The organism is Alloyangia pacifica (assembly GCF_003111685.1).
Lineage (GTDB): Bacteria > Pseudomonadota > Alphaproteobacteria > Rhodobacterales > Rhodobacteraceae > Salipiger > Salipiger pacificus_A.
In genome coordinates this window covers 2,535,786-2,559,861 of the sequence record NZ_CP022189.1, presented here as the reverse complement: position 1 = coordinate 2,559,861, position 24,076 = coordinate 2,535,786, and the positions used below count along the sequence as shown (strand labels likewise).

The 24,076-nt window shown below is 66.5% G+C and carries 22 protein-coding genes; 13 read left to right on the top strand and 9 right to left on the bottom strand.

Translation table 11 applies throughout. The annotated features are described in order from the left end of the window. Positions 1–27 precede the first annotated feature (27 nt). Positions 28–630: a response regulator gene (locus tag CEW88_RS12370; protein WP_108967206.1), complete on the bottom strand. Its 603-nt coding sequence runs from the start codon at positions 628–630 to the stop codon at positions 28–30. A gap of 167 nt (positions 631–797) precedes the next feature. Here CEW88_RS12370 and CEW88_RS12365 point away from each other — a divergent pair, with 167 nt between their 5' ends. Together CEW88_RS12365 and CEW88_RS12360 are read left to right on the top strand one after the other, a co-directional pair. Continuing rightward, the gene (locus tag CEW88_RS12365) at positions 798–1,301 is read left to right on the top strand and encodes a molybdopterin-dependent oxidoreductase (protein WP_108967204.1); all 504 of its coding nucleotides are present in this window, start codon (positions 798–800) and stop codon (positions 1,299–1,301) included. Further along, entirely contained in the window at positions 1,298–3,856 is a 2,559-nt protein-coding gene (locus tag CEW88_RS12360; RefSeq protein WP_108967202.1) for a hybrid sensor histidine kinase/response regulator, read from the top strand. The genes CEW88_RS12365 and CEW88_RS12360 overlap by 4 nt, the downstream gene beginning before the upstream one ends. Positions 3,857–3,859: 3 nt before the next feature. Here CEW88_RS12360 and cueR read toward each other — a convergent pair whose 3' ends face one another. The 5 genes from cueR to CEW88_RS12335 form a co-directional block, all read right to left on the bottom strand. Beyond that, on the bottom strand, positions 3,860–4,252 hold the full coding sequence (gene cueR / locus CEW88_RS12355; protein ID WP_108967200.1) for a Cu(I)-responsive transcriptional regulator: 393 nt from the start codon (positions 4,250–4,252) through the stop codon (positions 3,860–3,862). Then, positions 4,249–6,738 carry a heavy metal translocating P-type ATPase gene (locus CEW88_RS12350; protein ID WP_108967198.1) on the bottom strand — a complete coding sequence of 830 codons (2,490 nt, stop codon included), beginning with the start codon at positions 6,736–6,738 and terminating at the stop codon, positions 4,249–4,251. The genes cueR and CEW88_RS12350 overlap by 4 nt, the downstream gene beginning before the upstream one ends. A gap of 99 nt (positions 6,739–6,837) precedes the next feature. Continuing rightward, positions 6,838–7,263, bottom strand: a complete 426-nt coding sequence (locus CEW88_RS12345; RefSeq protein WP_108967196.1) for a hypothetical protein — start codon at positions 7,261–7,263, stop codon at positions 6,838–6,840. Positions 7,264–7,366: 103 nt separating this feature from the next. Then, the gene (gene rlmN / locus CEW88_RS12340; RefSeq protein WP_108967194.1) at positions 7,367–8,563 is read right to left on the bottom strand and encodes a 23S rRNA (adenine(2503)-C(2))-methyltransferase RlmN; all 1,197 of its coding nucleotides are present in this window, start codon (positions 8,561–8,563) and stop codon (positions 7,367–7,369) included. A 164-nt stretch (positions 8,564–8,727) separates the two neighbouring features. Further along, on the bottom strand, positions 8,728–9,255 hold the full coding sequence (locus CEW88_RS12335) for an invasion associated locus B family protein (RefSeq protein ID WP_193989037.1): 528 nt from the start codon (positions 9,253–9,255) through the stop codon (positions 8,728–8,730). Between the two features lie 189 nt (positions 9,256–9,444). Here CEW88_RS12335 and CEW88_RS12330 point away from each other — a divergent pair, with 189 nt between their 5' ends. After that, positions 9,445–10,461: an asparaginase gene (locus tag CEW88_RS12330; protein WP_108967192.1), complete on the top strand. Its 1,017-nt coding sequence runs from the start codon at positions 9,445–9,447 to the stop codon at positions 10,459–10,461. Between the two features lie 115 nt (positions 10,462–10,576). On the opposite strand, the gene serB is transcribed toward CEW88_RS12330, so the two are convergent. After that, complete coding sequence (serB, locus tag CEW88_RS12325; RefSeq protein WP_108967191.1) at positions 10,577–11,443, bottom strand: phosphoserine phosphatase SerB; 867 nt, start codon at positions 11,441–11,443, stop codon at positions 10,577–10,579. Between the two features lie 177 nt (positions 11,444–11,620). Between serB and CEW88_RS12320 the strand changes: the two genes are divergently transcribed. From CEW88_RS12320 to CEW88_RS12275, 10 genes are all read left to right on the top strand, one after another. Then, entirely contained in the window at positions 11,621–13,009 is a 1,389-nt protein-coding gene (locus CEW88_RS12320; RefSeq protein WP_108967189.1) for a trypsin-like peptidase domain-containing protein, read from the top strand. A gap of 11 nt (positions 13,010–13,020) precedes the next feature. After that, on the top strand, positions 13,021–14,340 hold the full coding sequence (locus tag CEW88_RS12315) for a replication-associated recombination protein A (protein ID WP_108967187.1): 1,320 nt from the start codon (positions 13,021–13,023) through the stop codon (positions 14,338–14,340). Between the two features lie 164 nt (positions 14,341–14,504). After that, positions 14,505–14,879 (top strand): fluoride efflux transporter CrcB, encoded by a 375-nt coding sequence (crcB, locus tag CEW88_RS12310; protein WP_108967185.1) that lies wholly within the window; start codon positions 14,505–14,507, stop codon positions 14,877–14,879. Then, positions 14,876–15,928 (top strand): RluA family pseudouridine synthase, encoded by a 1,053-nt coding sequence (locus tag CEW88_RS12305; protein WP_108967184.1) that lies wholly within the window; start codon positions 14,876–14,878, stop codon positions 15,926–15,928. The genes crcB and CEW88_RS12305 overlap by 4 nt, the downstream gene beginning before the upstream one ends. A gap of 13 nt (positions 15,929–15,941) precedes the next feature. Beyond that, positions 15,942–16,619, top strand: a complete 678-nt coding sequence (locus tag CEW88_RS12300; protein ID WP_108967182.1) for an HAD-IA family hydrolase — start codon at positions 15,942–15,944, stop codon at positions 16,617–16,619. Next, positions 16,616–17,329 carry an ATP12 family chaperone protein gene (locus CEW88_RS12295; protein WP_108967180.1) on the top strand — a complete coding sequence of 238 codons (714 nt, stop codon included), beginning with the start codon at positions 16,616–16,618 and terminating at the stop codon, positions 17,327–17,329. Before CEW88_RS12300 ends, CEW88_RS12295 begins: the two co-directional genes overlap by 4 nt. A gap of 195 nt (positions 17,330–17,524) precedes the next feature. Then, positions 17,525–18,544, top strand: a complete 1,020-nt coding sequence (locus CEW88_RS12290; protein ID WP_108967178.1) for an amino acid ABC transporter substrate-binding protein — start codon at positions 17,525–17,527, stop codon at positions 18,542–18,544. A gap of 157 nt (positions 18,545–18,701) precedes the next feature. Continuing rightward, complete coding sequence (locus CEW88_RS12285) at positions 18,702–20,138, top strand: amino acid ABC transporter permease (protein WP_108967177.1); 1,437 nt, start codon at positions 18,702–18,704, stop codon at positions 20,136–20,138. A gap of 1 nt (position 20,139) precedes the next feature. Continuing rightward, positions 20,140–21,456, top strand: a complete 1,317-nt coding sequence (locus CEW88_RS12280) for an amino acid ABC transporter permease (protein ID WP_108967175.1) — start codon at positions 20,140–20,142, stop codon at positions 21,454–21,456. Between the two features lie 11 nt (positions 21,457–21,467). Further along, positions 21,468–22,256, top strand: coding sequence for an amino acid ABC transporter ATP-binding protein (locus CEW88_RS12275; RefSeq protein ID WP_108967173.1), 789 nt, complete (start codon positions 21,468–21,470; stop codon positions 22,254–22,256). 345 nt (positions 22,257–22,601) lie between these two features. Here CEW88_RS12275 and CEW88_RS12270 read toward each other — a convergent pair whose 3' ends face one another. Beyond that, a complete protein-coding gene (locus CEW88_RS12270; protein ID WP_108967171.1) occupies positions 22,602–23,093 on the bottom strand; it encodes a SixA phosphatase family protein in 492 nt (163 codons plus the stop codon). A gap of 31 nt (positions 23,094–23,124) precedes the next feature. Beyond that, on the bottom strand, positions 23,125–24,018 hold the full coding sequence (argB, locus tag CEW88_RS12265) for an acetylglutamate kinase (protein WP_108967169.1): 894 nt from the start codon (positions 24,016–24,018) through the stop codon (positions 23,125–23,127). Positions 24,019–24,076 lie beyond the last annotated feature (58 nt).

Genomic DNA, 24,076 nt, shown 5'->3' with positions numbered 1-24,076 from the left:
CCACGCCCGCGCCGATCTCGGGCGTGGTCAGGCCAGGTTGAGTTCCTTGGCGATCATGGCCGCGTGGGTGCGGTTGCGCGCCTCGAGCTTGCGGCTGAGGGTCTTCACGTGCAGCTTTATCGTCACTTCCTGCAGGTCGAGATCGCGGGCGATCTCCTTGTTGGACTTGCCGGCGCAGAGGCCACGGAGCACCTCGCGCTCGCGCGGGGTCAGCTCGGCGGCCTTGCCGTCGGGAACCTGGGTCATGAAGCTATAGGGGGCAAAAACCTCGCCCGCGGCCATCACCTGCGCGGCGCTGACAATCGTCTTGGAGGGCAGGGTCTTGGGAATGAACCCCGCCGCGCCGGAGCGAATCGCCGCCTGGGCGATGTCGGCCGTCGCGGTGCCCGAAAGCAGCGCCACGGGCACACCCGCGCAGGCCTCGCGCATGCGGTCGAGCCCCGTGAGGCCGGACATGCCGGGCATATTGTAATCTAGCAGGATCAGGTCGAAGGAAATGCCTCGGTCGACAAGCGCGATCGCCTCGTCCAGCGTTGCCGCAGTGTCCACGTCATCGATACCCTCCGAGCGCAGGAAGGCGGCAATCGTTTCTCGGACGAGGTCGTGGTCATCGGCGACCAGAATACGCATATGTCCTCCGGGTGCGGCCTATGCCACAAGCGATTTCTGGCGCAAAATTATTACCGGTTGGTTTCGCTAACTGGTTCGGTCACTCGCAATATGGTAGCTCTTTGCGCTTGGGTAACTGGCTCGTATGATATTGAGCGGCAATAAGGTTCGCAAGGAGGTTGAGCGTCATGTTCCGTTGGGTAGCTTGCTGTGCGTTTTTCCTTCTCAAGACCGTTCCGGCGTTTGCCATTTCGCTCGAAGCGCCCCAGGGGCCGGTGCTGCTGACGGTGACCGGCGCGGTGCCCGTGACAAACGCTCCCGAGGGCGCCCAATTTGATTTGCACATGCTGGAATCCATCGGGACCACGACCTTCACCACTGCCACCATCTGGACCGAGGGAGCGCAGCGCTTCACCGGCGTGTCCCTGCACGATCTGGTTCAGGCGCTGCAGGTGACCGAGGGGTCGCTGCGGGCGGTGGCGATCAACGAGTATTCCGCCGAAATTCCGCTCGAGGACGCGGTGCCGGAGGGGCCGATCATCGCCTGGGCCCGCAACGGCTCGCTGATGAGCGTGCGCGACAAGGGGCCGCTCTGGATCGTCTACCCCTTTGACGACTATCCCGAGTACCGCAGCGAGATCATCTTTGCGCGCAGCATCTGGCAGCTCAGCCGGATCGTTATCGAGCCGTGAGCGCCGCAACCTCCTCCGACGAGGGCAGTAGCCTTCCAACCCGCAAACGCTGGGCCGCGCTGAGCGCGCCCTTTATCGTTTTGTGTCTCGCGGCCTTGGTGTTGCTGACGGTCGATGCCGCCCGGCAGATCCAGGGGCTCGCCACCGCCAATTCGGACAATGGTCAATGGTCGCTGGCGCAAATGGAGGTGGAATTCAGCCGCCTGCAAAGCGAGCTGGACCGGCCCGTCGAATATCTGCGGATCGAAGAGTTGCGGTTGGCCTTTGATATTTTCTTCAGCCGATACAAGACCGTTTCGCGGGGCGCGCTTTACGCCGGCATCGTGAATACGCCGAGCGCGCAGCAGCCGATGGAGACGGTGAGATCCTTTCTCGACCGGGCCGTGCCATATCTCGATGGCCCCGACAGTGGGCTCCTGGCTGCGCTGCCGAAGCTGCGCACCGAGGCCGAGCAGGTGCGGCTCGCCGTGCGGGAAGTCTCGCTCTCGGGGGTGCGGGCCTTCTCGGCGGCTTCGGACATGCAGCGGCGCAAGGTGATGAATTCGCTCGTGCGCCTCTCGGGCATGGCGCTGATCCTCGTGCTGGCGCTGGCGCTCGGCGTCGTGGCGCTCTGGCAGCTGATGCATGTGGCGCGCGACCAGGCGCAACGGCGGGCGAAGGCAAACCACCGGCTCGAGGCGGTGGTCTCCACCGCGCTCGACGGGATCGTGGTCACAGATCGTGACGGGGTCATCCTGCAGTTCAACGGTGCGGCGGGCTGTATCTCGGGCCATGACCGTCGGCAGGTGCTGGGCCAGCGCGTCTCGACGCTGCTGTTTCCGAAAGACAGCGAAGAGGCCAAAGGTCAGGGCCTTGGACGCCACGCAGGGCGCGGGCGGGTGCGGTGCGAGGGCGTGCGGGCCGATGGCAGCCGCTACCCGATGGAACTCTCGGTGACCGAGACCGAGCACGAGGGCGATCTGCTGCGGGCGATCTACTTCCGCGATATCACCCGCGACATCAGCGCCGAGGAGGAGCTGGTCGAGGCGCGGGACCGCGCCGTCGAGGGGGAGCAGGCCAAGGCCCGCTTCATCGCGATCATGAGCCACGAGATGCGCACCCCGCTGAACGGGATGATCGGCGCGCTCGAGTTGCTGAGCGAGACCGAACTGGGCCGCGATCAGCGCGAATACCTGCAGATCCTGCGCCGCGCCGGCGACGTGCTGCTGCAGCACGTGAACGACGTTCTCGACCATTCGCGGCTCGAGAACGGGCGGTTCAGCTTCGCCCGCACGCCCTATTGCCCGGTGGACCTGGCGCGCGAGGTTGTCGACGTGCTGCGCCCCACCGCCGCTGCGCGGGGCAACATGCTGCAGGTCCGGCTGCCCGATGAGGCCGTCCCGCTGCTGATGGGTGACCGGGCGCGGCTTCGGCAGGTGTTGGTGAACCTCGTCGGCAATGCGATCAAGTTCACCGAGAACGGCGAGATCCAGCTCTCGCTCTTCGCCCTGTCGGAGGACGGGAGGTTGACCTTCGAGGTCGACGATAACGGCATCGGAATTCCGCAGGACCAGCTCGAACGCATCTTCGAGGATTTCGTCACGCTCGACTCCTCCTACATGCGGGCCGCCGAGGGCACCGGGCTCGGCCTTGGCATCGTACGGAGGCTGGTGCGGGCCATGGGGGGCGAGGTTTCGGTCGAGAGCGATCCGGGCGAGGGCACGCGGTTCCATGTCTCTCTGCCCGCCGAGCGCGCGCCGAAGAAGACGGTGTTGACGCAGCCGGTCGAGTCCATCCCCGAGATGGCCCCTTCGCGGGTCCTCGTGGTCGAGGACAACCCGGTGAACCGCCTCGTCGCGACGGCCATGCTGCGCAAGATGGGCCATTCGGTGTCCGAGGCGCATGACGGCGCCGAGGGGCTGCGCATCGCCGCGACAGAGCGCTTCGACATCGTGCTGATGGACATTTCCATGCCTGGTCTCGACGGGGTCGAGACGACGCGGCGCATCCGCGTCGGCGGCGGCGCCAACGTCGAGACACCGATCGTCGCACTCACGGCCCACGCGTTGCCGGCCGACGTGGCGCGCTTCCGCGATGCTGGCATGAGCGCCACGCTGACAAAGCCGATCACCTGGCGCGCGTTGGCCGAGGTGATCTCCGGCCTCGCGCCGAGGGCGGACAGCAGCACCGACCGCTCCGGCACCGGCGCGGATGGCCCACCAGGGACGGCCGAGGATGTGCTCGACGACGTCGCGCTCGGCGCGGCGGCAGAGTCGCTCGGGCCCGAGCTTTTCGCCACCCTGCGCGACCGTTTCCTGCAGGAAACCGAGACCGGCCTCGCCGGTCTGGCCGAGGAGCTGGGCGCGGGGATCGAGCCCGAGCGCTACGCCGAAAAGGTTCACCGCATCGCCGGCTCCGCGGCGGTCTTCGGCGCCAGTGCGCTGCACCGGGTGCTGCGCCTTCAGGAGGACAGGGCGCGCGCGGGTGCGCCGCTGCCTCCGGACAGCCTGGACGTGGTCCTGCCGGTCTGGCGCGCCACGCGCACGGCGCTGCTCGGGCTGGAGCTTCAGGACTGAAGTTCAGCCCTGGCTGCGGGCAAGGTCCGTGAGGATCGGGCAATCCGGGCGGTCGTCGCCGTGGCAGGCCTGGACCAGATGCGCAAGCGTGTCGCGCATCTGCTGAAGCTGGGAAAGCTTCTCGTCGATCTGCGCCAGATGCTCCTCGGCGATGTGCTTCACCTCGGCGCTGGCGCGGCTTTCGTCCTCGTAGAGGGCGAGCAGAGCGCGGCAGTCCTCGATGGTGAACCCGAGCGCGCGGGCCCGTGCCAGGAAGGCCAGCTTGTGCACGTCCCGTTCGGTGAAGGCGCGGTACCCGTTGCTGCCGCGGTGTGGGGTCACGAGGCCGATGTCCTCGTAATAGCGGATGGTCTTGGGCGGCAGCCCGGCGCGGATCGCGACGTCTCCGATGTTCATACGTGCGCCTCCTCGTGGCTGTGGCCTTGTGCCCGGTGCGGGCGGGTCTCTGGCGGCATGGCGGGGACCAGCCGTCGCAACCGCAGCGCGTTGCTCAGTACGAAGACCGACGAAAGCGCCATCGCCCCCGCCGCCAGCATCGGCGAGAGCAGCGTGCCGAACGCCGGGTAGAAGACACCCGCCGCCACCGGGATCAGCGCGACGTTGTACCCGAAGGCCCAGAAGAGGTTCTGCCGGATATTGCGCAGCACCGCGCGGCTGAGATGCACCGCCTCGACCACGCCTTTCGTGTCACCCGAGACCAGAACCACGTCGGCGCTTTCGATGGCGACATCCGTGCCGGTGCCCATGGCGAGACCCACCTCGGCCTCGGCCAGCGCCGGGGCGTCGTTGATGCCGTCCCCGACGAAAGCCACGGCGCCATGCTCATCGCGCAGCGCCCGCACCGCGTCGCGCTTGCCTTCGGGCAGCACCTCGGCCTCGACGTGGTCGATGCCGAGCTCGGCGGCGATGGACCGCGCCGTGGCGCGCGTGTCGCCGGTGATCATCGCGGTCTTGAGCCCCATCTCGTGCAGTTTCGCAACCGCCGCCCTGGCCCCCGGCTTGACCTTGTCGGCGACGGCCAACGCCCCGGCGATCTGCCCATCGACCGCAACCAGCACGGGCGTCTGCCCGGCACCGGCGATCTCGTCATGCGCGGCGCTGAGCGGGCCGAGATCTATGCCCTCGCGCGCCATCAGTCGGGCGGCGCCAACCAGGATGCGGCGGCCGTCCACGGTGGCGCTGAGACCATGCCCCGCGATCGCCTCGACGTCCTCGGCCTTTGGAAGGGGGCCCTCGGCGGCGCGCTCCAGCGCCCGCGCGATGGGATGCTCCGAGCTTTGCTCGGCGCTGGCGGCAAGGCGCAGCACCTCGGCCTCGGCGAAGCCCGGCGCGGCGGTTTTGCGCACGAGCTCGGGGCGGCCCTCTGTTAGCGTGCCGGTCTTGTCGAAGGCGACGATGCCGACGCTTTCAAGCCGCTGCAGCGCGTCCCCCTTGCGGAAGAGCACACCCAGTTCGGCCGCCCGCCCGGTGCCCACCATGATCGAGGTCGGCGTGGCGAGCCCCATGGCGCAGGGGCAGGCGACGATCAGCACCGAGACCCCGGCGACCAGCGCGTAGGTGAGGGCGGGGGAGGGGCCGAAGATGAGCCAGGCCAGGAAGGTCAGCGCAGCCACGGCCATGACCGCCGGCACGAACCAGATCACCACCTTGTCGGCGAGCGCCTGGATCGGCAGCTTGGCCCCCTGCGCCTCTTCGACCATGGCGATGATCCGCGCCAGCATGGTGTCTGCGCCGACAGCCGTCGCCCGGAAACTGAGTGCGCCCGCGCCGTTGACCGTGCCGCCAACGACCGTGGCGCCCTCGGATTTCTCGATGGGCACGGGTTCGCCGGTGATCATGCTTTCATCGACGTAGGAGCGCCCGGTGAGCACCTCGCCATCGACTGCGATGCGCTCGCCGGGGCGGACATGCAGCACATCGCCCAGCGTTACGTCGGCAATCGGCAGCTCGGTGATCTCGCCGCCGCGCTCGACCCGCGCGGTTGAGGGTTTCAGCCCGACCAGCCGCTTGATCGCCGCCCCGGTGCGGCCCTTCGCCCGCGCCTCGAGGAATCGACCGAGCAGGATCAGCGTGACAATGACCGCCGCGGCCTCGAAATAGACCGCCCGCGTGCCCTCGGGCAGCAGCCCGGGCAGGAAGAGCGCGACGGTGGAATAGAGCCAGGCCGCCAGCGTGCCGAGCGCGACCAGCGAGTTCATGTCCGGAGCGCCCTTGAGCAGCAATGGCAGGCCGATCTGGTAGAAGCGCCGGCCCGGCCACACGAGCACGGCGGTGACCAGCACGAACTGGATGAACCAGGCGCTGGTGGTGCCGATGGTCGCGGCGATCAAATGATGCATGCCGGGGATGAAATGCCCGCCCATCTCCATCAGGAAGACTGGCGCTGTCAGCGCGGCGGCAATGATCAGGTCACGCTTCAGCGCCGCCTGCTCGGCGGTCTTGCGCGCCGCCTGTTCGGCGCTGTCGTCGCTGGTGAGGCTGGCCTTGTAACCCGCCCCCTCGACCGCGCGGATCAGCGCGGCAGCCTCGGCGGAGCCCGCGAGCAATTTCACCTCGGCGGTCTCGCTGGCGAGGTTCACATTGGCCGAGAGCACACCCGGTACACCCGCCAGCGCCCGCTCCACACGCCCCGCACAGGAGGCGCAGCTCATCCCCGCGATGCCGAGGCGCAGGGCAGCCTCGCGCGCCGGGTAGCCCGCCTTGTCGAGCGCGGCGCGCAGGGCAGGGACGCCGGCGCTGCCCTCCACATGCGCCATCTTCGTCGCGAGGTTCACCGAGGCGTCGGTGACCCCCTCGACCCCCGCGAGCGCCCTTTGCGCGCGTCCGGCGCAGCCGCCGCAGGTCATCTTCGTCACTTCGAAGCGCAGGCTGTCTTGGGCCATGGCGCGACTCCTTCCAATACTGGTCGGCTCCCTACATAGGGGTTCCAGTCACTGGAAGGTCAAGGGGCCCAGTGTCGCATTGTGCGATGGAGGCAGCGGTCAGTTGAGCGAACACTCCAGCCGCCTGCGGCATTCCTCGCAGAGCAGCGGCAGGCCGACCCGCTCGGCGGCATTGGCGAGCGGCAGGATATGCGCCGGCAGCACCAGCATGGCGGCCTCGGCCAGCGCGAGGTCGCGGTCCTGCTCGGTGGCGGTCATGACGAAACGCGCGATCGCGCGCTCGTCGTCCGAGACGCCCAAGGCGTCGGTGGGCAGAATCAGCGGCCCGTGCCAGCCGTGGCGGGTCAGGATCTCGGCGAAGTCCCCGAAGGCGCGCAGGCAGGAACGCGCGCGGCTGAACCCGAGCGCATCGCGCAGCTCGAGCTGCGCAGTGGCCTCGTCCGCCTCGCGCCAGAGCCGCAGCAGCTGTACCACCCGCGTTTCCGCGGGGCGCAGAGCCACCCGGTCGAACCGTTCATGTCGCATGGAACCTCTCCCAGCCAGTCGCCCCTGAAGGGCCGTCGATCCGGGCTGTCCCGAAGACGGGACTGGCTGGGTGAGGTAATCCTGATTGTTTAAATCAGGTAAGTCAAGCCGCGCCGCCGAGGCCAGTCTCGGCCTCGATTTGCTTGCGCGATTTGCGGGCGCGTTCGGTGGCCGATTTCAGCTGGCCGCAGGCGGCCATGATGTCCTCGCCGCGCGGGGTACGGATCGGCGAGGCGTAACCTGCCTTGTAGATGATGTCGGCGAACTGCTTGATCCGCGGCCAATCCGAGCGCTGGTAGGGGGCGCCGGGCCATTCGTTGAACGGGATGAGGTTGATCTTGGCGGGAATGCCCTGGATCAGCTTCACCAGGCGGCGCGCATCGGCATCGGTGTCGTTCACGTCCTTGAGCATCACATACTCAAAAGTGATGCGCTCGGAATTCGACAAGCGCGGATACTCGCGAAGGGTGTTCAGCAGCTCTTCGATGTTCCAGCGCTTGTTGATCGGCACAAGCTTGTTGCGCACCTCGTCGGTGGTGGCGTGGAAGCTTACGGCCAGCAGGCAGCCGATCTCTTCGGCGCATTTGGCGATCTCCGGCACCACGCCCGAGGTCGAGAGGGTGATGCGGCGGCGCGACAGGGCGATCCCCTCGCCGTCCATGGCGATCTTCATCGCGTCGCGCACGTTGTCGAAGTTGTAGAGCGGCTCGCCCATGCCCATGAGCACGATGTTCGACAAGAGGCGCGGCCCGCTCTCGCCGGTGCCTGTACCGGGTTCGGGCCACTCGCCGAGGTCGTCACGTGCTAGCATGACCTGGCCGATGATCTCGCCCGCGGTGAGGTTGCGTACCAGTTTCTGCGTGCCGGTGTGGCAGAACGAGCAGGTCAACGTGCAGCCCACCTGGCTCGAGATGCAGAGCGTGCCACGGTCTTCCTCGGGGATGTAGACCACCTCGACCTCGTGTCCGCCGGCGATCCGCACGAGATACTTGCGGGTGCCGTCTTCCGAAACCTGTTTCGAGACGATCTCGGGCAGGTCGATGGTGAACTTGTCATCGAGCAGCGTCCGGTAGTCCTTGGCGAGGTTGGTCATCTCGGCGAAGTCGCGCACGCCCCAGTGATAGACCCACTGCCAGATCTGACCCACACGCATCTTCGCCTGCTTCTCTGGCGTTCCGGCCTCGATCAACGCGGCGCGCAGGGCGTCGCGGGTCAGCCCGACGAGGTTCAGCTTGCCGTCTTCCGGCAGCTTGCGGGGGATCGTCACCACGTCCTGGGTGATCGGCGCGCTGGCAGTCATCACGTCATCCTCGGAAAAAGAAGGCCTCTCCATACAGGATTCGGCTGCAATAAGTCAAAGGGAACGCGCAGGCGCGTTCCCTTGAAGAAGCTCATCTGCGGATGGCCCCGGAAAAATTCAACAGACCTGCGGCCTTTCGGCCCCGAGGGCGACGTGCCTGCGGCTCAGCCGCTGCAGCGCTTCTGGGCGTCTTCCACCGCGGCCGTGAAGCCGAGCAGCGAGAAGGTGTCCTTGGTCTTGGTGCCGCGGCTCGAACCGGCGCTGAGCACCGCGTCGGAGCCGCGCTTCATCGCCGCGATGATCTTGGCATCGTCCTGCGGGGTCGCCGGCCAGGCCCATTCCCCCTCGGTGTAGAGGTCGAACTTCTCGCCCGAGATGTCCACGGCCACGGTCGAGCCGCCCGCAAAGGGATAACCGCCGGTGAACGCCACCTGACCCATCACATTGGCCTCGGGACGGTAGAAGACCATAAGCAGGATGTCGCCGCGCTTCACCGATACGACGCGGCCGTCCTTGGTGTTGACGCTTTCCTTGTAGGTGGTCACCGCCCAGCATTCGCGGGGGCTCTGCCCCTCGAAGACCGACCAGTCGGTGATCGCGTTCACCCGGTTGGTGCTTTCCTCCTGCGCAACCGCAGCCGTCGCGCCAAGCGCGAGCGCCGCGCCCAGAACCCCACCGAGAATTGACTTCATACCTGCAGCCTCCAGCCGTGCTTGCCTCTTGTTGCCCGTTCGCGCCCCGACCTGTGACAGCTCTGTTCCAGACATCTGTCGGTCTCTTGACCGGCGCGACCATTCGTGCTCGACGGCGGGACAATAGACCGAAACACGCGGGGCGAGAAAGCCCCGATGGCAGAATATCGCTCGTTTGTGAGGACCCACATGCCCCAAGACACCGTCACCGCTGCCGTGCCCCTCGTCGAGGTTCGCCGCGGACCGCTGACCGAGAGCCTGCACCTTGGCCATGCGGTCATTTGTGACACATCCGGCGGCATCGTCGAGGCCTGGGGTGACCCGCAGGCGGTGGTCTACCCGCGCTCCTCGTCGAAGATGATTCAGGCCCTGCCGCTGGTCGCCTCGGGCGCCGCCGAGGCCTGGCACCTGACGCCGCCGCAGCTGGCGCTCGCCTGCGCCTCGCATCAGGGCGCGCCGATGCACGTGGGGGCGGTCGAGGCCTGGCTCGCCGACCTCGAACTCTCCGACGACGACCTGCGCTGCGGCCCCCAGCCGAGCCGGGACAAGGCGCTGAAACTGCAGATGATCCGCGAGGGCAAAAGCCCCTGCCGGGTGCACAACAACTGCTCGGGCAAACACGCCGGCTTCCTGACGTTGAGCCAGTATCTCGGTGCGGGCCCGGACTACGTTCTTCCCGAACACCCGGTGCAACTTGCAGTGCGCGACGCCTTCGAGACCGTCACCGACGAGGTCAGCCCCTGCTACGGCATCGACGGCTGCTCGGCGCCAAACCTTGCCACCTCGATGCTTGGCATGGCGCGGGCCATGGCCTGGTTCGCCGGCGCGCATCACCGCTACGACGGTCTCAGCCGCGCCGGGGCGCAGCTGGTCGAGTCGATCTACACCTATCCCGATCTCGTCGCCGGCGAGGGCCGCGCCTGCACGCTGCTGATGCGCGCCGCGCTCGAGCCGGTTGCCATCAAGACCGGCGCCGAGGGGTATTTCGTCGCGATCCTGCCGCAGCGTGGCCTCGGCGTCGCGGTGAAGATTCTCGACGGCGCAACCCGCGCGGCGGAATGCGTCATGGCCTCGCTTCTGGTGCGGCTTGGCGTCGCGGATCCGGCGCATCCCGACGTGCACCGTTTTCTCAACCCCGAGCTGTGCAACTTCGACGGGCTGGTGACCGGCGAGGTCCGTCCCCTCGACACGCTCTTTGCCGCATGAAAGGATAAGGGGCGCCAAGAGCGCCCCTTCTTCTCTTTGCAATCGCGCCGGGGTGAATAGGCGGAAGGCCAAGAGGGTCTGATCCCTCCTTGCTCCTTTCCCAACCGCCGTCCGTTCAGCCCTCGAAATCGCTGCGGGCATAGCCCTGCAGGAACAGCAGCGCCGTCAGATCGCCGAGGTTCACCCGCAGGTCGCACTCCGCCTGAACCGAGGGCTTCGCATGCAACGCGACGCCGAAGCCGGCACGGCCGAGCATGCCCAGGTCATTCGCCCCGTCGCCCACCGCCAGCACGTCTGCCTCGGAGATGCCGAGCCGCGCGCTGATCTCCTCCAGCGCCTGCACCTTGGCCTCGCGCCCCAGGATCGGCTGCGCCGGCACGCCCGTCAGCTTGCCGTCTTCCACCAGCAGCTTGTTGGCGCGGTTCTCGTCGAAGCCGATCCTCTCGGCAACGCGCGCGGTGAAGGCGGTGAAGCCGCCCGATACCAGCGCGGCATAGGCGCCATTCGCCTTCATTGTCGCGACCAGCTCGGGCCCGCCCGGCATCAGCGTGATGCGGGTCTCGAGCACCTTGCCGATCACACTCTCCGGCAGGCCCTTGAGCAGCGCCACGCGCTCGGTCAGCGCGCCCTCGAAGTCGAGCTCGCCGTTCATCGCGCGGGCGGTGATCTCTTTCACATGCGCGCCGACTCCGGCTTCCTCGGCCAGCTCGTCGATGCATTCCTGCTGGATCATCGTACTGTCCATGTCCGCCAGCAGCATCTTCTTGCGGCGCCCCTCGGCGGGCAGGATGTTGACGTCGGCTTGCGCGGTAAGCGAGCTGCGCACCTCCCCGAAATTGCCGGGCATTGCCTCGACCGGGAATTCCGCCGCCTCACCGTCCGAGAGCACGGTGACCGGACCGCCGCCGAAGGCGTTGCGCAGGCTCTCGACCAGCGCGGTGTCCAATGTGCCGGGGCGGGCGATGAGCGAGACGATCTGCATGAGGAGCACTCCAATGTCTGACGCGGCGGCTTCTGGCACGGCGCGCGGGGCTTTTCCAGCCTCCGCGGCGGGGAGGGCGGCGGCATGTGCACGAAATGCGCACGCAAAGCGCACTGGCCCGTGACTTGCAATCGCGCCCTTGCCTCGACATATCCAAGGGCACTGGAGGACCGCACAATGCTCCGAAACATCCTGATCATTCCCGCACTTGCCATCGCCGTCACCGCAGCCCCGGCCCTTGCCGAGACCCAGGTTCCGCAGAGCCAGGCGGAGATTTCCCTCTCCTTCGTACCACTGGTGAAACAGGCCACCCCCGCGGTGGTGAACATCTACGCCAGCCGCGTGGTCGAGGCCCGCAGTCCGTTTGCAGGAGATCCGCTTTTCGGGAACCTTTTCCAAGACTTCCGCGGCCGCCCGCGGGTGCAGAACTCGCTCGGCTCGGGGGTGATCCTGTCCGAAGACGGCATCGTCGTGTCGAACTACCACGTGGTCGGCCAGGCCACCGACATTCGCGTGGTGCTCAACAATGGTGCCGAATACGACGCCGAGGTGCTCTTGGCGGGCGAGGAGGCCGATCTCGCCATCCTCAAGCTCGACGGCGCCAAGGGCATGCCTTTCCTGCCGCTGCGCGACAGCGACACCGTGGAGGTGGGCGAGCTGGCGCTGGCGATCGGCAACCCCTTCGGCGTCGGGCAGACCGTGAGCTCGGGGATCGTCTCGGGGCTCGCGCGGTCGGGCACCGCGACCGGCAATGCCCGCGGCTATTTCATCCAGACCGACGCGCCGATCAACCCGGGCAACTCCGGCGGCGCGCTGATCGACGTCAAGGGCCAGCTCATTGGCGTGAACACCTCGATCCTCACCCGCTCGGGCGGCTCCAACGGCATCGGCTTCGCCATCCCCTCGGCGCTGGTGAAGCAGTTCGTCGAGCAGGCCGAGGCGGGCAAGACGTCCTTCGAGCGGCCTTGGGCGGGGATGAGCGGGCAGAGCGTCGACGCAGACCTTTCGCAGAGCCTCGGCATGGGGCTGCCCGGCGGCGTGCTGGTCTCTGAGCTGCACGAGGCCAGCCCCTTCGCGCAGGCCGGGATGGACGTTGGCGATGTGGTGCTGGCGGTGGATGGTCAGGGGGTGAACACCCCCGCCGAGATGCTCTACCGCATGTCGGTCACCGGGCTCGGCCACGAGGCAGAGGTCACCTATCTGCACGACGGTACGCAGCAGCAGGCCAAGGTCGCGATGATCGCCGCCCCCGACGATCCGCCGCAGCAGCGCGTGACGCTGGACGAGCGCGCGGTGCTGCCCGGCCTCACGTTGGCGCGTGTGAACCCGGCGGTGCAGACCGAACTCGGCCTGCCTCTGTCGGGCGGTGAAGGCGTGGTGGTGGTCGATCCCGGCCCCTGGGGCGCGCGGATCGGCCTGCAGCGGGGGGACCTGCTGCGCGCGGTCAACGGTCACGGCATCGAACTGCCGGGCGACGTCGACGGGCTGCTGAAGAGCGCCGTCCCACGCGTCCAGATTGATGCGCAGCGCGGCAATGGCCGCATCTCGCTGCGCTTCCGCGTCTGAGGGCACCGCGCGTGGCCGATCTCTTCGACGCCCCCCCGGGCAGTCGCCCCGAGCCCGAGCGGAGCGGTCCCCGCCCGCTGGCGGATCGGCTGCGTCCGACGGCGCTCGGCGAGGTGATCGGCCAAGCGCATGTCCTTGGTCCCGAGGCGCCTCTCGGCATCATGCTCGCCTCGGGCGCGCTCTCGAGCCTGATCTTCTGGGGTCCGCCCGGAGTCGGCAAGACCACGATCGCGCGGCTGCTGGCGGATGCCACCGACCTGCATTTCGTCCAGATCAGCGCCATCTTCACCGGCGTGCCCGAGCTGAGGAAGGTCTTCGAGGCCGCCCGTATCCGCCACCGCAACGGCCAGGGCACGCTGCTCTTCGTCGACGAGATCCACCGGTTCAACAAGGCGCAGCAGGACGGTTTTCTGCCGCATATGGAGGACGGCACGATCCTCCTTGTCGGCGCCACCACCGAGAACCCAAGCTTCGAGCTCAACGCGGCGCTGCTGTCGCGCGCGCAGGTGCTGGTGCTGGAGCGACTCTCGCGGGACGATCTCGAGCGTCTCGCACAGCGCGCCGAGCAGGAGTTGGGCCGCCCCCTGCCGCTCGACGGGGCCGCCCGCGCGGCGCTGTTGGAAATGGCTGACGGCGACGGTCGCGCGCTGCTCAACCTGGTCGAACAGATCGCGGCCTGGACTGTCGAGGGCGTGCTCTCCACAGAGGCGCTTTCGACCCGGCTCATGCGCCGCGCCGCGCAATACGACAAGTCCGGCGACGGGCATTACAACCTGATCTCGGCGCTGCACAAATCGGTGCGCGGCTCGGACCCCGATGCCACGCTCTACTGGTTCGCCCGGATGCTCGAGGCCGGGGAGGACCCGCGCTTCCTCGCTCGGCGCATCACCCGCATGTCGGTCGAGGACATCGGGCTTGCCGACCCACAGGCGCAGGCGATCTGCCTGCAGGCCTGGCAGACCTACGAGCGGCTCGGCTCTCCTGAGGGCGAGCTGGCGCTGGCGAAGGCGCTGGTCTACCTCGCGCTGGCGCCGAAATCGAACGCCACCTACGTGGCCTACAAGGCCGCTCGCGCCGCTGCGAAGAAGACCGGCTCGCTGCCGCCGCCCAAGCACATCCTCAACGCCCCGACAAAGCTGATGAAGGAACAGGGCTACGGCAGCGGCTACGCCTATGACCACGATGCCGAGGACGGCTTTTCCGGCCAGGACTACTTCCCCGAGGAGATCGGCAGAGACAGCTATTACACCCCGGTCGAGCGCGGCTTCGAGCGCGACCTGAAGAAGCGCCTGGAGTATTTTGCGAAGCTGCGGAGGGAGCGGTCCCCTTGAGCTTCTCCTAGGCGGAAATATCCCGGGGCAGTCGCGGCGTGGCCAGAGCGCTCTCTCGGCGCGGCGCGTGCCGGACGCGCGCACATGGCGGCCATGCGCCGCAGCATTGGCTCCGAACCCCCGAAAATCTTGACATTCCGCGCCCCCTCGCACATGTCCCGCGGATGATCCTCACGGTCTTACAAGTTGCGCTCGGGGGAGCGCTTGGCGCCAGCGGGCGCTATCTGACCGGCCTCGCCATGACGCGGCTGCTCGGAAGGGGATTCCCGTGGGGGACGCTGACGGTGAACATCCTCGGCTCCTTTGCCATGGGGGCCCTCGTGGTGATCCTCGCCAATACCTCCAACCGCTTCGCGCCGTTCCTGATGACCGGCGTGCTGGGCGGTTTCACAACCTTCTCGGCCTTCTCGCTGGATTTCGCCACGCTCTACGAGCGCGGGGATGTCGCGCAGGCGGGCCTTTACGTGGCGGCCTCGGTGGCCGTCTCGCTGGCAGCACTCTTCGCGGGGCTGCTGGTCACTCGGAGTTTCTTCGCATGAGCCGCGTTCAGACAGTCACCGTGGGTCCGGGCGACGGCGATCAGCGCCTCGACCGCTGGATGAAGCGGCATTTCCCGCACGTCCCGCAGGGCCGCATTGAAAAGATGTGCCGCAAGGGCGAGATCCGGGTTGATGGCGGTCGGGTGAAAGCCTCGACGCGCCTCGCGGTGGGCAACCAGGTGCGCATTCCGCCGCTGCCGGAGCCCGAGGAGATGACCAAGCTCGCAGCGACGCCGAAGTCCAAGGTCTCGGATGCAGACACCAAGCTGATCCAGTCCTGCGTGCTCTGGAAGGACGATCACATCATCGCGCTCAACAAGCCGCCGGGCATGCCGACGCAGGGCGGCTCCAAGCAGACCCGCCACATCGATGGGCTGTCGGAGGCGCTGAAGTTCGGCAACGACGAGAAGCCGCGACTGGTCCACCGGCTCGACAAGGACACCTCGGGCGTGCTGCTGCTGGCGCGCACCCGCGAGATGGCGCAGGCGCTTACCGCCGCGATCCGCCACAAGGAAACCCGCAAGATCTATTGGGGGCTGGTGGCCGGGGTGCCGACGCCCTACCTCGGCGAGATCAAGTATGGGCTGGTGAAGGCCGGCGGCCATGGCGCCTCGGGCGAGGGCGAGAAGATGCGCGCGATCCACCCGCGCGACATCGACAGCACCCCCGGCGCCAAGCGCGCGCATACGCTTTATGCCACGCTCTACCGGGTTGCCGGGCGGGCGAGCTGGGTGGCGATGGAGCCCGTGACGGGCCGCACGCACCAGCTGCGCGCGCATATGGCCGAGATCGGACATCCGATCATCGGCGACGGCAAATACGGCGGCTCGGGGCAGGAGAACCTTGGCGACGGCTGGGGCGCGCAGCTCGGCGGCATCATCTCGAAGAAGCTGCACCTGCACGCGCGCTCGATGACCTTCCTGCATCCGGTCACCAAGAAACCGATGACCGTCACCGCGCCGCTGCCAGACCACATGGCACAGAGCTGGGAGACCTTCGGCTGGACCGAGGATCTCGCCGCGGACGATCCCTTCGAAGAGCTGCACTGAGGAGGCGGGCGCCATGGATCTGAAGCTGATCATCTTCGACGTCGATGGCACGTTGGTCGACAGCCAGGCGGATATTCTCGCGTCGATGCGCGGGGCCTTTGCCGGGGTCGGCATGGAGGCTCCGAGCCGCGAAGAGATCCTCGGCATCGTGGGGCTGTCGCTGCCTCTGGCCGTGGCGCGGCTCGCCCCGGGCGTCGATGCCGCCACCCTCGAGGCCATGGTCGAGGGCTACAAGGCCTCCTACATGCGCCTGCGAACCGAGAATGGCACCGAGGCCAGCTCGCCGCTCTACCCGCACGTCCGCGAGGTGCTGGACGCGCTGCACGCCCGACCCGAGTGGCTGCTCGGCATCGCCACCGGCAAGTCGCGCCGCGGGCTCGACCGGCTGGTCGACGCGCATCGCATCCGCCGGCTCTTCGTCACCCAGCAATGCGCCGACGATCATCCCTCGAAGCCGCATCCCGAGATGATCGAGGCGGCACTGGCCGAGGCCGGCGTCGCGCCGCATCAGGCGGTCATGCTGGGCGATACCAGCTTCGACATGGACATGGCGCGCGACGCCGGGGTCCACGGGATCGGTGTCAGCTGGGGCTATCACGACCGCGCGCGGCTTGCGTCCGCGCGCACCATCATCGACGACATCCGCGCGCTTCCGGCGCTGCTGGACCAACTCTGGAGCCAAGCCGCATGAGCGAATGGGCCCCCCGCCGCTTCTACAAGGACGCCACGGTCGAAACGGCCGAGGGCGGTTACATCGTACATCTCGACGGGCGCCCGCTGCGCACGCCGGGCAAGGCGCCGCTGGTGGTGCCGAGCCGGGGGATCGCCGAGGCCATGGCCGAGGAATGGCGCGCGCAGGACGAAAAGATCGACCCGCGCACCATGCCCTTTACCCGCACCGCCAACAGCGCCATCGACAAGGTCGCGCCGCAGCACCCCGAGGTGGCCGACATGCTGGCGGAATACGGCGACAGCGATCTGCTGTGCTACCGCGCCGAGAGCCCGGCGGAGCTGGTCGCGCGGCAGGCCGAACGCTGGGATCCGCTGCTCGACTGGGCGGCGCGCGAGATGGGAGCGCGGCTCGAGCCGCGCGCCGGGATCATGCATGCCGCGCAGCCCGAGGCGGCGCTGCGCCTTCTTGCGGAGCGCACCCACGCGTTCAGTCCGTTCGAGCTGGCAGCTTTCCACGACCTTGTTGCGCTGACCGGCTCGCTGGTGCTTGGTTTTGCAGCCACTCGAAGCGAGCACGATGCCGAGGAACTCTGGGCACTGTCGCGTCTCGACGAAACCTTCCAGGAAGAGCTTTGGGGAGAGGACGAGGAAGCGCAGCAAGCGGCGGAAATCAAACGCCTGGCATTCCTGCACGCGCACCGGTTTTTTGCCCTCTGCCAAGCTGCCTAATCTCAAACCTCTCAAGGGATCCTTGCGTAAGATCCGGGCATTTGCATGCCCTTTTCGCGCCGGAGCGGCTTGACCTAGCCAAAACTTTCCTCCCAAACTCCCCTCAGCACAGGGAGGGAGCCCCTGGCTAATAAGCCGATCCAGCAAGGATCAAGGAACCGGCTCAAGAGGGCCGGACAACAGGAAGAGGTTAACATGAAAAAGACCGTAACTCTCGGCGCTCTGACCGTCGCCGCACTCGCGGCCGGTGCAGCCGGCGCCGCGACCCTGGACGACGTGAAAGCGCGGGGGGAGCTGAAGTGCGGTGTGTCCACGGGCCTCGCCGGTTTCTCGGCGCCCGATGCAAACAACGTGTGGCAGGGCTTTGACGTGGCATATTGCCGTGCGCTCGCCGCAGCGGTCCTTGGCGATCCGATGAAGGTTGCCTTCACGCAGACCACCGGCCAGACCCGCTTCACCGCGCTGGCGTCCGGCGAGATCGACGTGCTGGCCCGCAACACCACCTGGACCTTCTCGCGCGACGTCGACCTGAAGTTCGAATTCATTGGCGTGAACTACTACGACGGCCAGGGCTTCATCGCTCCGAAGTCGCTGGGTGTGGCCTCGGCCAAGGAACTCGATGGCGCCACCGTCTGCATCCAGACCGGCACCACCACCGAGCTGAACCTCGCGGACTTCTTCCGCGCCAACAACATCAGCTACGAGCCGGTTCCGATCGAGACCAACGCCGAAGCGCAGCAGCAGTACCTTGCCGGCGCCTGTGACGTCTACACGACCGACGCGTCGGGCCTCGCCGCCACCCGCGCCACTTTCGAGAACCCGTCGGATCACGTGATCCTGCCGGAAATCATCTCGAAAGAGCCGCTCGGTCCGCTCGTTCGCCACGGCGACAGCGAGTGGGGCGACATCGCCCGCTGGACTCTCAACGCGCTGATCGCGGCCGAAGAATACGGCGTGACCTCGGCCAACATCGCGGAGCTGTCCTCGGCACCGACGAACAACCCCGAGATCAACCGTCTGCTCGGCACCGAGGGTGAACTGGGCGCGATGCTCGGCCTCGACGCCGAATGGGCCAAGCGCGCCATCATGGCGGGCGGCAACTACGGCGAGATCTTCGAGAAGAACATCGGCGAAGCCACCCCGATCGGCCTGTCGCGCGGCCTGAACGCGCAGTGGACCGAAGGCGGCCTGCTCTACAGCCCGCCCTTCCGCTAATACCGGACTTGGCGAGGGGCGCAGGGACAACCTGCGCCCCTTTCCAGCTATCAAGACGATTTCGCCTTCATAATACGAAAGCGCGCTTCCGGCAGGACAGACGGTGGAGCAACCACCGCGGTATCCTTCGGTGACGGAAGCGTCCGGGGAGAACTAAATGGCGACCATCTCGGATCCGCCGGAGCGTGGCTTCCGGCTGAGTCAGCTTATTTTCGACACGCGCTACCGCTCGATGACCATCCAGGTCGTCGCGATGGTCCTGATAGGGCTGCTGCTGTCGTGGCTGATTTCCAACACGATCCATAACCTCGAGGCACTGGGCAAGGACTTCAACTTCGGATTCCTGTCGCAGCCCGCAGGCTATGACATCAACCAGCAGCTCATCGACTACAACAACCAGATGACCCACGGTCGGGCGGCGCTGGTGGGCATCCTCAACACGCTGCTCGTGGCTGTCCTGGGCTGTGCCCTTGCCACGGTGCTGGGCGTGATCGCGGGCGTGCTGCGACTGTCGAACAACTGGGTCGTCTCGCGGCTGACCGCGGTCTACGTCGAGGGCTTCCGGAACGTGCCGCTGCTGCTGTGGATCGTGCTGATCTTCGCGCTGATGACCGAATCCATGCCGTCCCCGCGGGACTTCCGAGGCGAGGACGGCTCCTCGATGCTGCTGGGTGAGAGCGTGGCGATCACCAATCGCGGCGTCTACATTCCCAACGTGGTGTTCAGCCGCTCGCTGGGGGGCAACGAGATCGCCGCCCCCGAGCCAGAGGCGCCCGCCGCGGCCGCAACGCCCGGCACCAACATGGCCGGCACCTACGGCGCGAGCCGCATCGCCACCGGCGGCGCAGGCGTACAGACCGGTCAAAACGACACCGCAGCCGGCTCGGGCAGCGCCTCGGGGGATGGCGCCGCAGGCGGCGCTGAAGTCGGCGAGGTCATCCCGACCTCTTCCTTCTGGGACTGGCTGCTGATCATCACGGTGCTCATCGCGGGCGGGATCGGCGCAAAATTCCTCGGCAAGCGCGCTGCGCGCATCCAGGAGGCCACGGGCAAGCGACCGATGACCCTGCCGCTGCAGATTGCTGCAATCCTCGTCCCGCTTATCGTGGTCCTGGTGGGGCTTGGCGCCTCGCTCGACAAGCCCGAGCTGGGGGGCTTCAACTTCGACGGCGGCGTGCACCTGCGCAACTCGCTGATCGCCCTGTGGCTGGCCCTGTCGCTTTATACCGGCGCCTTCATCGCCGAGATCGTGCGCGGCGGTATCCTCGCGATTTCCAATGGCCAGACCGAGGCAGCCTACGCATTGGGTCTGCGTCCGGGCACGACGATGAACCTGGTGATCCTGCCGCAGGCGCTGCGGGTGATCATCCCGCCGCTGATCTCGCAGTTCCTCAACCTCACCAAGAACAGCTCGCTCGCCATCGCGGTGGGCTACATGGACGTGCGCTCGACCCTCGGGGGCATCACTATCAACCAGACCGGCCGCGAGCTCGAGGGCATGCTGCTGCTGGGCCTGTTCTATCTGGTGCTGAGCCTGCTGATCTCGGGCGTGATGAACGTCTACAACTCCTCTGTGAAGCTGAAGGAGCGGTGACATGAGCGATACCCACGCACAGACGGTCCCCTTTGTCCGCGACACCATGCTGGACCAGCAGGATCCACCGCTTACCCAGATCGGTGCGGTGAAGTGGATCCGCGAGAACCTCTTCTCGAGCTGGTTGAACATCCTGCTCACCCTGCTCTCGCTCTGGGTGATCTATGCCGCCCTGAGCCACCTTCTGCCCTGGGCGCTGCGGGGCATCTGGGATGCCTCCAACCTGTCCGAGTGCCGCGCGCTGGCGGCAGAGCGCTATGGCGCCGATGCCTCGGTTGCCTGCTGGGCGGTGCTGGCAGAGCGCTGGCCGCAGCTTGTCTTCGGCTTCTTCCCCAAGGAGCTCTACTGGCGCCCGATCCTGGCCTTCCTCCTCTTTCTTGCCGCGGTCGCCCCGGTGCTGTTCAGCTCGGTGCCGCGCAAGATACTCTGGGTTACGGCACTCGCGCCCTTCTTGCTCTTTTGGCTGATCTGGGGCGGCTCGCTCTGGGGGCCGATCGCGGCGGTCCTCGGCTTCGTCATCAGCTGGGCGATCATGACCTATGCCGCGCCGAAGATCGGCGCGCTGCTGTCGGTTATCCTGGCGATCGTCGTGCCGGTGGTCTACTGGCTGTTCGTTTGCGGCCCGCTCGCCGACGCGCTGGCCTCGGTTGTGCCGCTGGCGTTGCAGCCCGTGGCGACCCAGAAGATGGGCGGCTTCCTTCTGGCCACGATCATCGGCGTGTCGGGCATCGTCCTGTCGCTGCCGCTGGGTATCCTCCTGGCGCTGGGGCGGCAGTCGGACATGTTCATCATCAACAAGTTCTCGGTTGCCTTCATCGAGATCATCCGCGGCGTGCCGCTGATCGTCTGGCTGTTCACCGCGTCCCTGCTGCTGAACTACTTCCTGCCGCCGGGCACCAACTTCGACCTGATGCTGCGCGTCATCATCATGGTGACCCTCTTCTCGGCGGCCTATATCGCCGAGGTGGTAAGGGGCGGTCTTGCCGCCCTGCCAAAGGGCCAATACGAGGCCGCCGACGCGCTGGGGCTGGACTACTGGAAGTCGATGCGGCTGATCATCCTGCCGCAGGCGCTGAAGATTTCGATCCCGGGGATCGTGAACACCTTCATCGGCCTTTTCAAGGATACGACGCTGGTCGTTTTCATCGGCCTTCTCGATCCCATTGGCCTGTCCAGCTCGATCCGGGCAAGCACCGATTGGAACGGCGTTTACTGGGAACTCTTCGTCTTTATCGGCCTGTGCTTTTTCATCTTCTGCTTCAGCATGGGCCGCTATTCGCTCTTCCTCGAGAAAAAGCTCCGTAGAGAGCACCGCTAAGGAGACCTTTTATGTCTGAACTTGCAACACGCGAAGTCGATCGCAGCCAGATGAAGGTCTCCGACGAGGTGGCCATCCAGATCACGAACATGAACAAGTGGTACGGGACCTTCCACGTGCTCCGCGACATCGATCTGACTGTCTATCGCGGCGAGCGGATCGTCATCGCCGGGCCTTCGGGGTCGGGCAAGTCGACGATGATCCGCTGCATCAACCGCCTGGAGGAGCACCAGTCGGGCAGCATCGTTGTCGACGGCATCGAGCTGAGCTCGGATCTGAAGAATATCGACAAGATCCGCTCCGAGGTCGGCATGTGCTTCCAGCACTTCAACCTCTTCCCGCACCTGACAATCCTCGAGAATTGCACGCTCGCGCCAATCTGGGTTCGCAAGATTCCCAAGAAGCAAGCGGAAGAGACCGCGATGCATTTCCTCGAGAAGGTGAAGATCCCCGAGCAGGCCAACAAGTACCCCGGCCAGCTGTCGGGCGGCCAGCAGCAGCGCGTGGCGATCGCCCGCTCGCTGTGCATGAAGCCGCGCATCATGCTCTTTGACGAGCCCACATCGGCGCTCGACCCCGAGATGATCAAGGAAGTGCTCGATACGATGGTCGAACTGGCCGAAGAGGGGATGACCATGCTCTGTGTCACGCACGAAATGGGATTCGCCCGGCAGGTCGCGAATCGGGTCATCTTTATGGATGCCGGACAGATCGTGGAGCAGAATGAGCCGGAGGAATTCTTTAATAATCCGCAGCACGAGCGGACGAAACTCTTCCTAAGCCAAATTCTCGGGCACTAATCCACAGAAAAAACCTGAAATTTAGACACGAGCCCCATTAAATTGGGGCTCGTTTTTTTGTCATTTGTGTTACAGTCCGTTACGAAGCGTCTCAGTTTTGACGCTTTTGGCCAAGAGCCGAAAGAAATCTGTACCGGTTTTCAAGAAGGGACTTGCGCAACGTGGTCGACCGAGCGTCGGCCGAGATCGGATCGCCGTAGGGGAGGATGTGCGATGCGATGCGGCTGACCCGGACCACGTAACGTCAGGGACTTCGCCTAGTGACCGGCACAGCGGCGCTCGCGATCCTTTGGGAGGGGGATCGCGGGCGTCACTTTTTCTGCATATCGCGGTGTCAGCGGCTTCTCAGGACAGCAATTCGCGCGGCACGATGAACGCATGGCAGAGGGCGCCGCCCATGCGCGCATCCGACCACTCTCCTATCTCGAAATTCGCGACCAGCGTGGCCCCGGTGGGGTAGGTGCCGAATTTCGGGTGCCAGGGAGCGCGCGCAACGAGTCCCCGCGCGAAATCGCCGATTCCCGGATTGTGCGCGAGCATAAGAACGGTACTGCCCTTCGCGGCCTGCAGGCTCTTCAGCAGTGTTGCCGGCTCTGCGAGGTAGAGCCGGTCCTCGAACCGGGTCGCAACTTCTCCGAGGTGTAGCAGGTCCAGGGTCTCGCAGGTGCGCGCGGCTGACGAGCAGAGCACCTGATCGGGCAGGATCTCCTGCGCCCGGAGCCAGACCCCGAGCGCCTCTGCGCTCTTGCGCCCGCGCGGGTTGAGCGGTCGCGCATGATCGGGCATGCCGACCGACCAATCGGATTTCGCGTGGCGCATGAGGATGAGACGTTTCATAGCCCTCTCCCTTCAGGCCACGCGCCGCTGTTCAGCTGCGTGGGCGCGCGGGTTCCAGATCGGCACGGCGGATCAGCGACCCCGCGCCATGCTCTGTGAAAAGCTCGAGCAGGCAGGCATTGGGCACGCGTCCGTCGAGGATGACCACCGCGCGCACGCCTTCCTCGACCGCCTTCAGCGCGGTCTCGGTCTTGGGGATCATGCCGCCGGCGATGGTGCCGTCCGCGGTCATGGCGCGGACGTCTTCGGGGGTCATCTGGGTGACAACGTCGCCGGCCTTGTTCTTGACGCCCGACACGTCGGTCAGCAGCAGCAGGCGATCGGCCTTCAGCGCCGCGGCGAGCGCGCCGGCGGCGGTGTCGCCGTTGACGTTGAAGGTCTCGAGGTAGTCCATGCCGGTGGCGACAGGGGCGACCACGGGGATGATCCCGGCGGCGAAGAGGTCGTGCAGCACCTGCACGTTGCACTCGACGGGGCGGCCGACGAAGCCCAGCTCCGGATCGTCCGCCTCGCAGACGATGAGATCATCGTCCTTTCCCGAGAGTCCAACTGCGCGGCCTCCTTCGTCCATGATGGCCTGAACGATGCGCTTGTTCACGAGGCCGGTCAGCACCATCTCGACCACCTCGACGGTGGCCTGATCGGTGACCCGTTTGCCGCGCTTGAACTCGGACTGGATGTTCAGCTTAGCAAGCATGTCGTTGATCATCGGGCCGCCGCCATGCACGACGACCGGGTTCACGCCGACCTGACGCATCAGCACGATGTCCCGGGCAAATTCGGCCATGGCGTCGGTATCGCCCATGGCATTGCCGCCGAATTTCACCACCACGATCGCGCCCGTGTAGCGCTGCAGGTAGGGCAGGGCTTCGTTCAGGGTGCGGGCGGTGGCGATCCAGTCTCGGTTCATCGTCTGCTTCTTCATCTGGGGTGCATCCTCGATGCGGGAAAGGCTCTGGATGGCAGAACTAGTCCCAACGCCG

Bases quoted from the DNA above. Each gene is read 5' to 3' on its own strand.
- CEW88_RS12365 (WP_108967204.1), top strand. From the start codon at position 798: ATGTTCCGTTGGGTAGCTTGCTGTGCGTTTTTCCTTCTCAAGACCGTT.
- CEW88_RS12275 (WP_108967173.1), top strand. From the start codon at position 21,468: ATGTCTGAACTTGCAACACGCGAAGTCGATCGCAGCCAGATGAAGGTC.
- CEW88_RS12370 (WP_108967206.1), bottom strand. From the start codon at position 630: ATGCGTATTCTGGTCGCCGATGACCACGACCTCGTCCGAGAAACGATT.
- CEW88_RS12305 (WP_108967184.1), top strand. From the start codon at position 14,876: ATGAGCCGCGTTCAGACAGTCACCGTGGGTCCGGGCGACGGCGATCAG.
- CEW88_RS12295 (WP_108967180.1), top strand. From the start codon at position 16,616: ATGAGCGAATGGGCCCCCCGCCGCTTCTACAAGGACGCCACGGTCGAA.
- CEW88_RS12350 (WP_108967198.1), bottom strand. From the start codon at position 6,738: ATGGCCCAAGACAGCCTGCGCTTCGAAGTGACGAAGATGACCTGCGGC.
- argB (WP_108967169.1), bottom strand. From the start codon at position 24,018: ATGAAGAAGCAGACGATGAACCGAGACTGGATCGCCACCGCCCGCACC.
- serB (WP_108967191.1), bottom strand. From the start codon at position 11,443: ATGCAGATCGTCTCGCTCATCGCCCGCCCCGGCACATTGGACACCGCG.
- CEW88_RS12335 (WP_193989037.1), bottom strand. From the start codon at position 9,255: ATGAAGTCAATTCTCGGTGGGGTTCTGGGCGCGGCGCTCGCGCTTGGC.
- CEW88_RS12320 (WP_108967189.1), top strand. From the start codon at position 11,621: ATGCTCCGAAACATCCTGATCATTCCCGCACTTGCCATCGCCGTCACC.
- rlmN (WP_108967194.1), bottom strand. From the start codon at position 8,563: ATGACTGCCAGCGCGCCGATCACCCAGGACGTGGTGACGATCCCCCGC.
- crcB (WP_108967185.1), top strand. From the start codon at position 14,505: ATGATCCTCACGGTCTTACAAGTTGCGCTCGGGGGAGCGCTTGGCGCC.
- CEW88_RS12300 (WP_108967182.1), top strand. From the start codon at position 15,942: ATGGATCTGAAGCTGATCATCTTCGACGTCGATGGCACGTTGGTCGAC.
- CEW88_RS12330 (WP_108967192.1), top strand. From the start codon at position 9,445: ATGCCCCAAGACACCGTCACCGCTGCCGTGCCCCTCGTCGAGGTTCGC.
- CEW88_RS12285 (WP_108967177.1), top strand. From the start codon at position 18,702: ATGGCGACCATCTCGGATCCGCCGGAGCGTGGCTTCCGGCTGAGTCAG.
- CEW88_RS12345 (WP_108967196.1), bottom strand. From the start codon at position 7,263: ATGCGACATGAACGGTTCGACCGGGTGGCTCTGCGCCCCGCGGAAACG.
- cueR (WP_108967200.1), bottom strand. From the start codon at position 4,252: ATGAACATCGGAGACGTCGCGATCCGCGCCGGGCTGCCGCCCAAGACC.
- CEW88_RS12270 (WP_108967171.1), bottom strand. From the start codon at position 23,093: ATGAAACGTCTCATCCTCATGCGCCACGCGAAATCCGATTGGTCGGTC.
- CEW88_RS12290 (WP_108967178.1), top strand. From the start codon at position 17,525: ATGAAAAAGACCGTAACTCTCGGCGCTCTGACCGTCGCCGCACTCGCG.
- CEW88_RS12280 (WP_108967175.1), top strand. From the start codon at position 20,140: ATGAGCGATACCCACGCACAGACGGTCCCCTTTGTCCGCGACACCATG.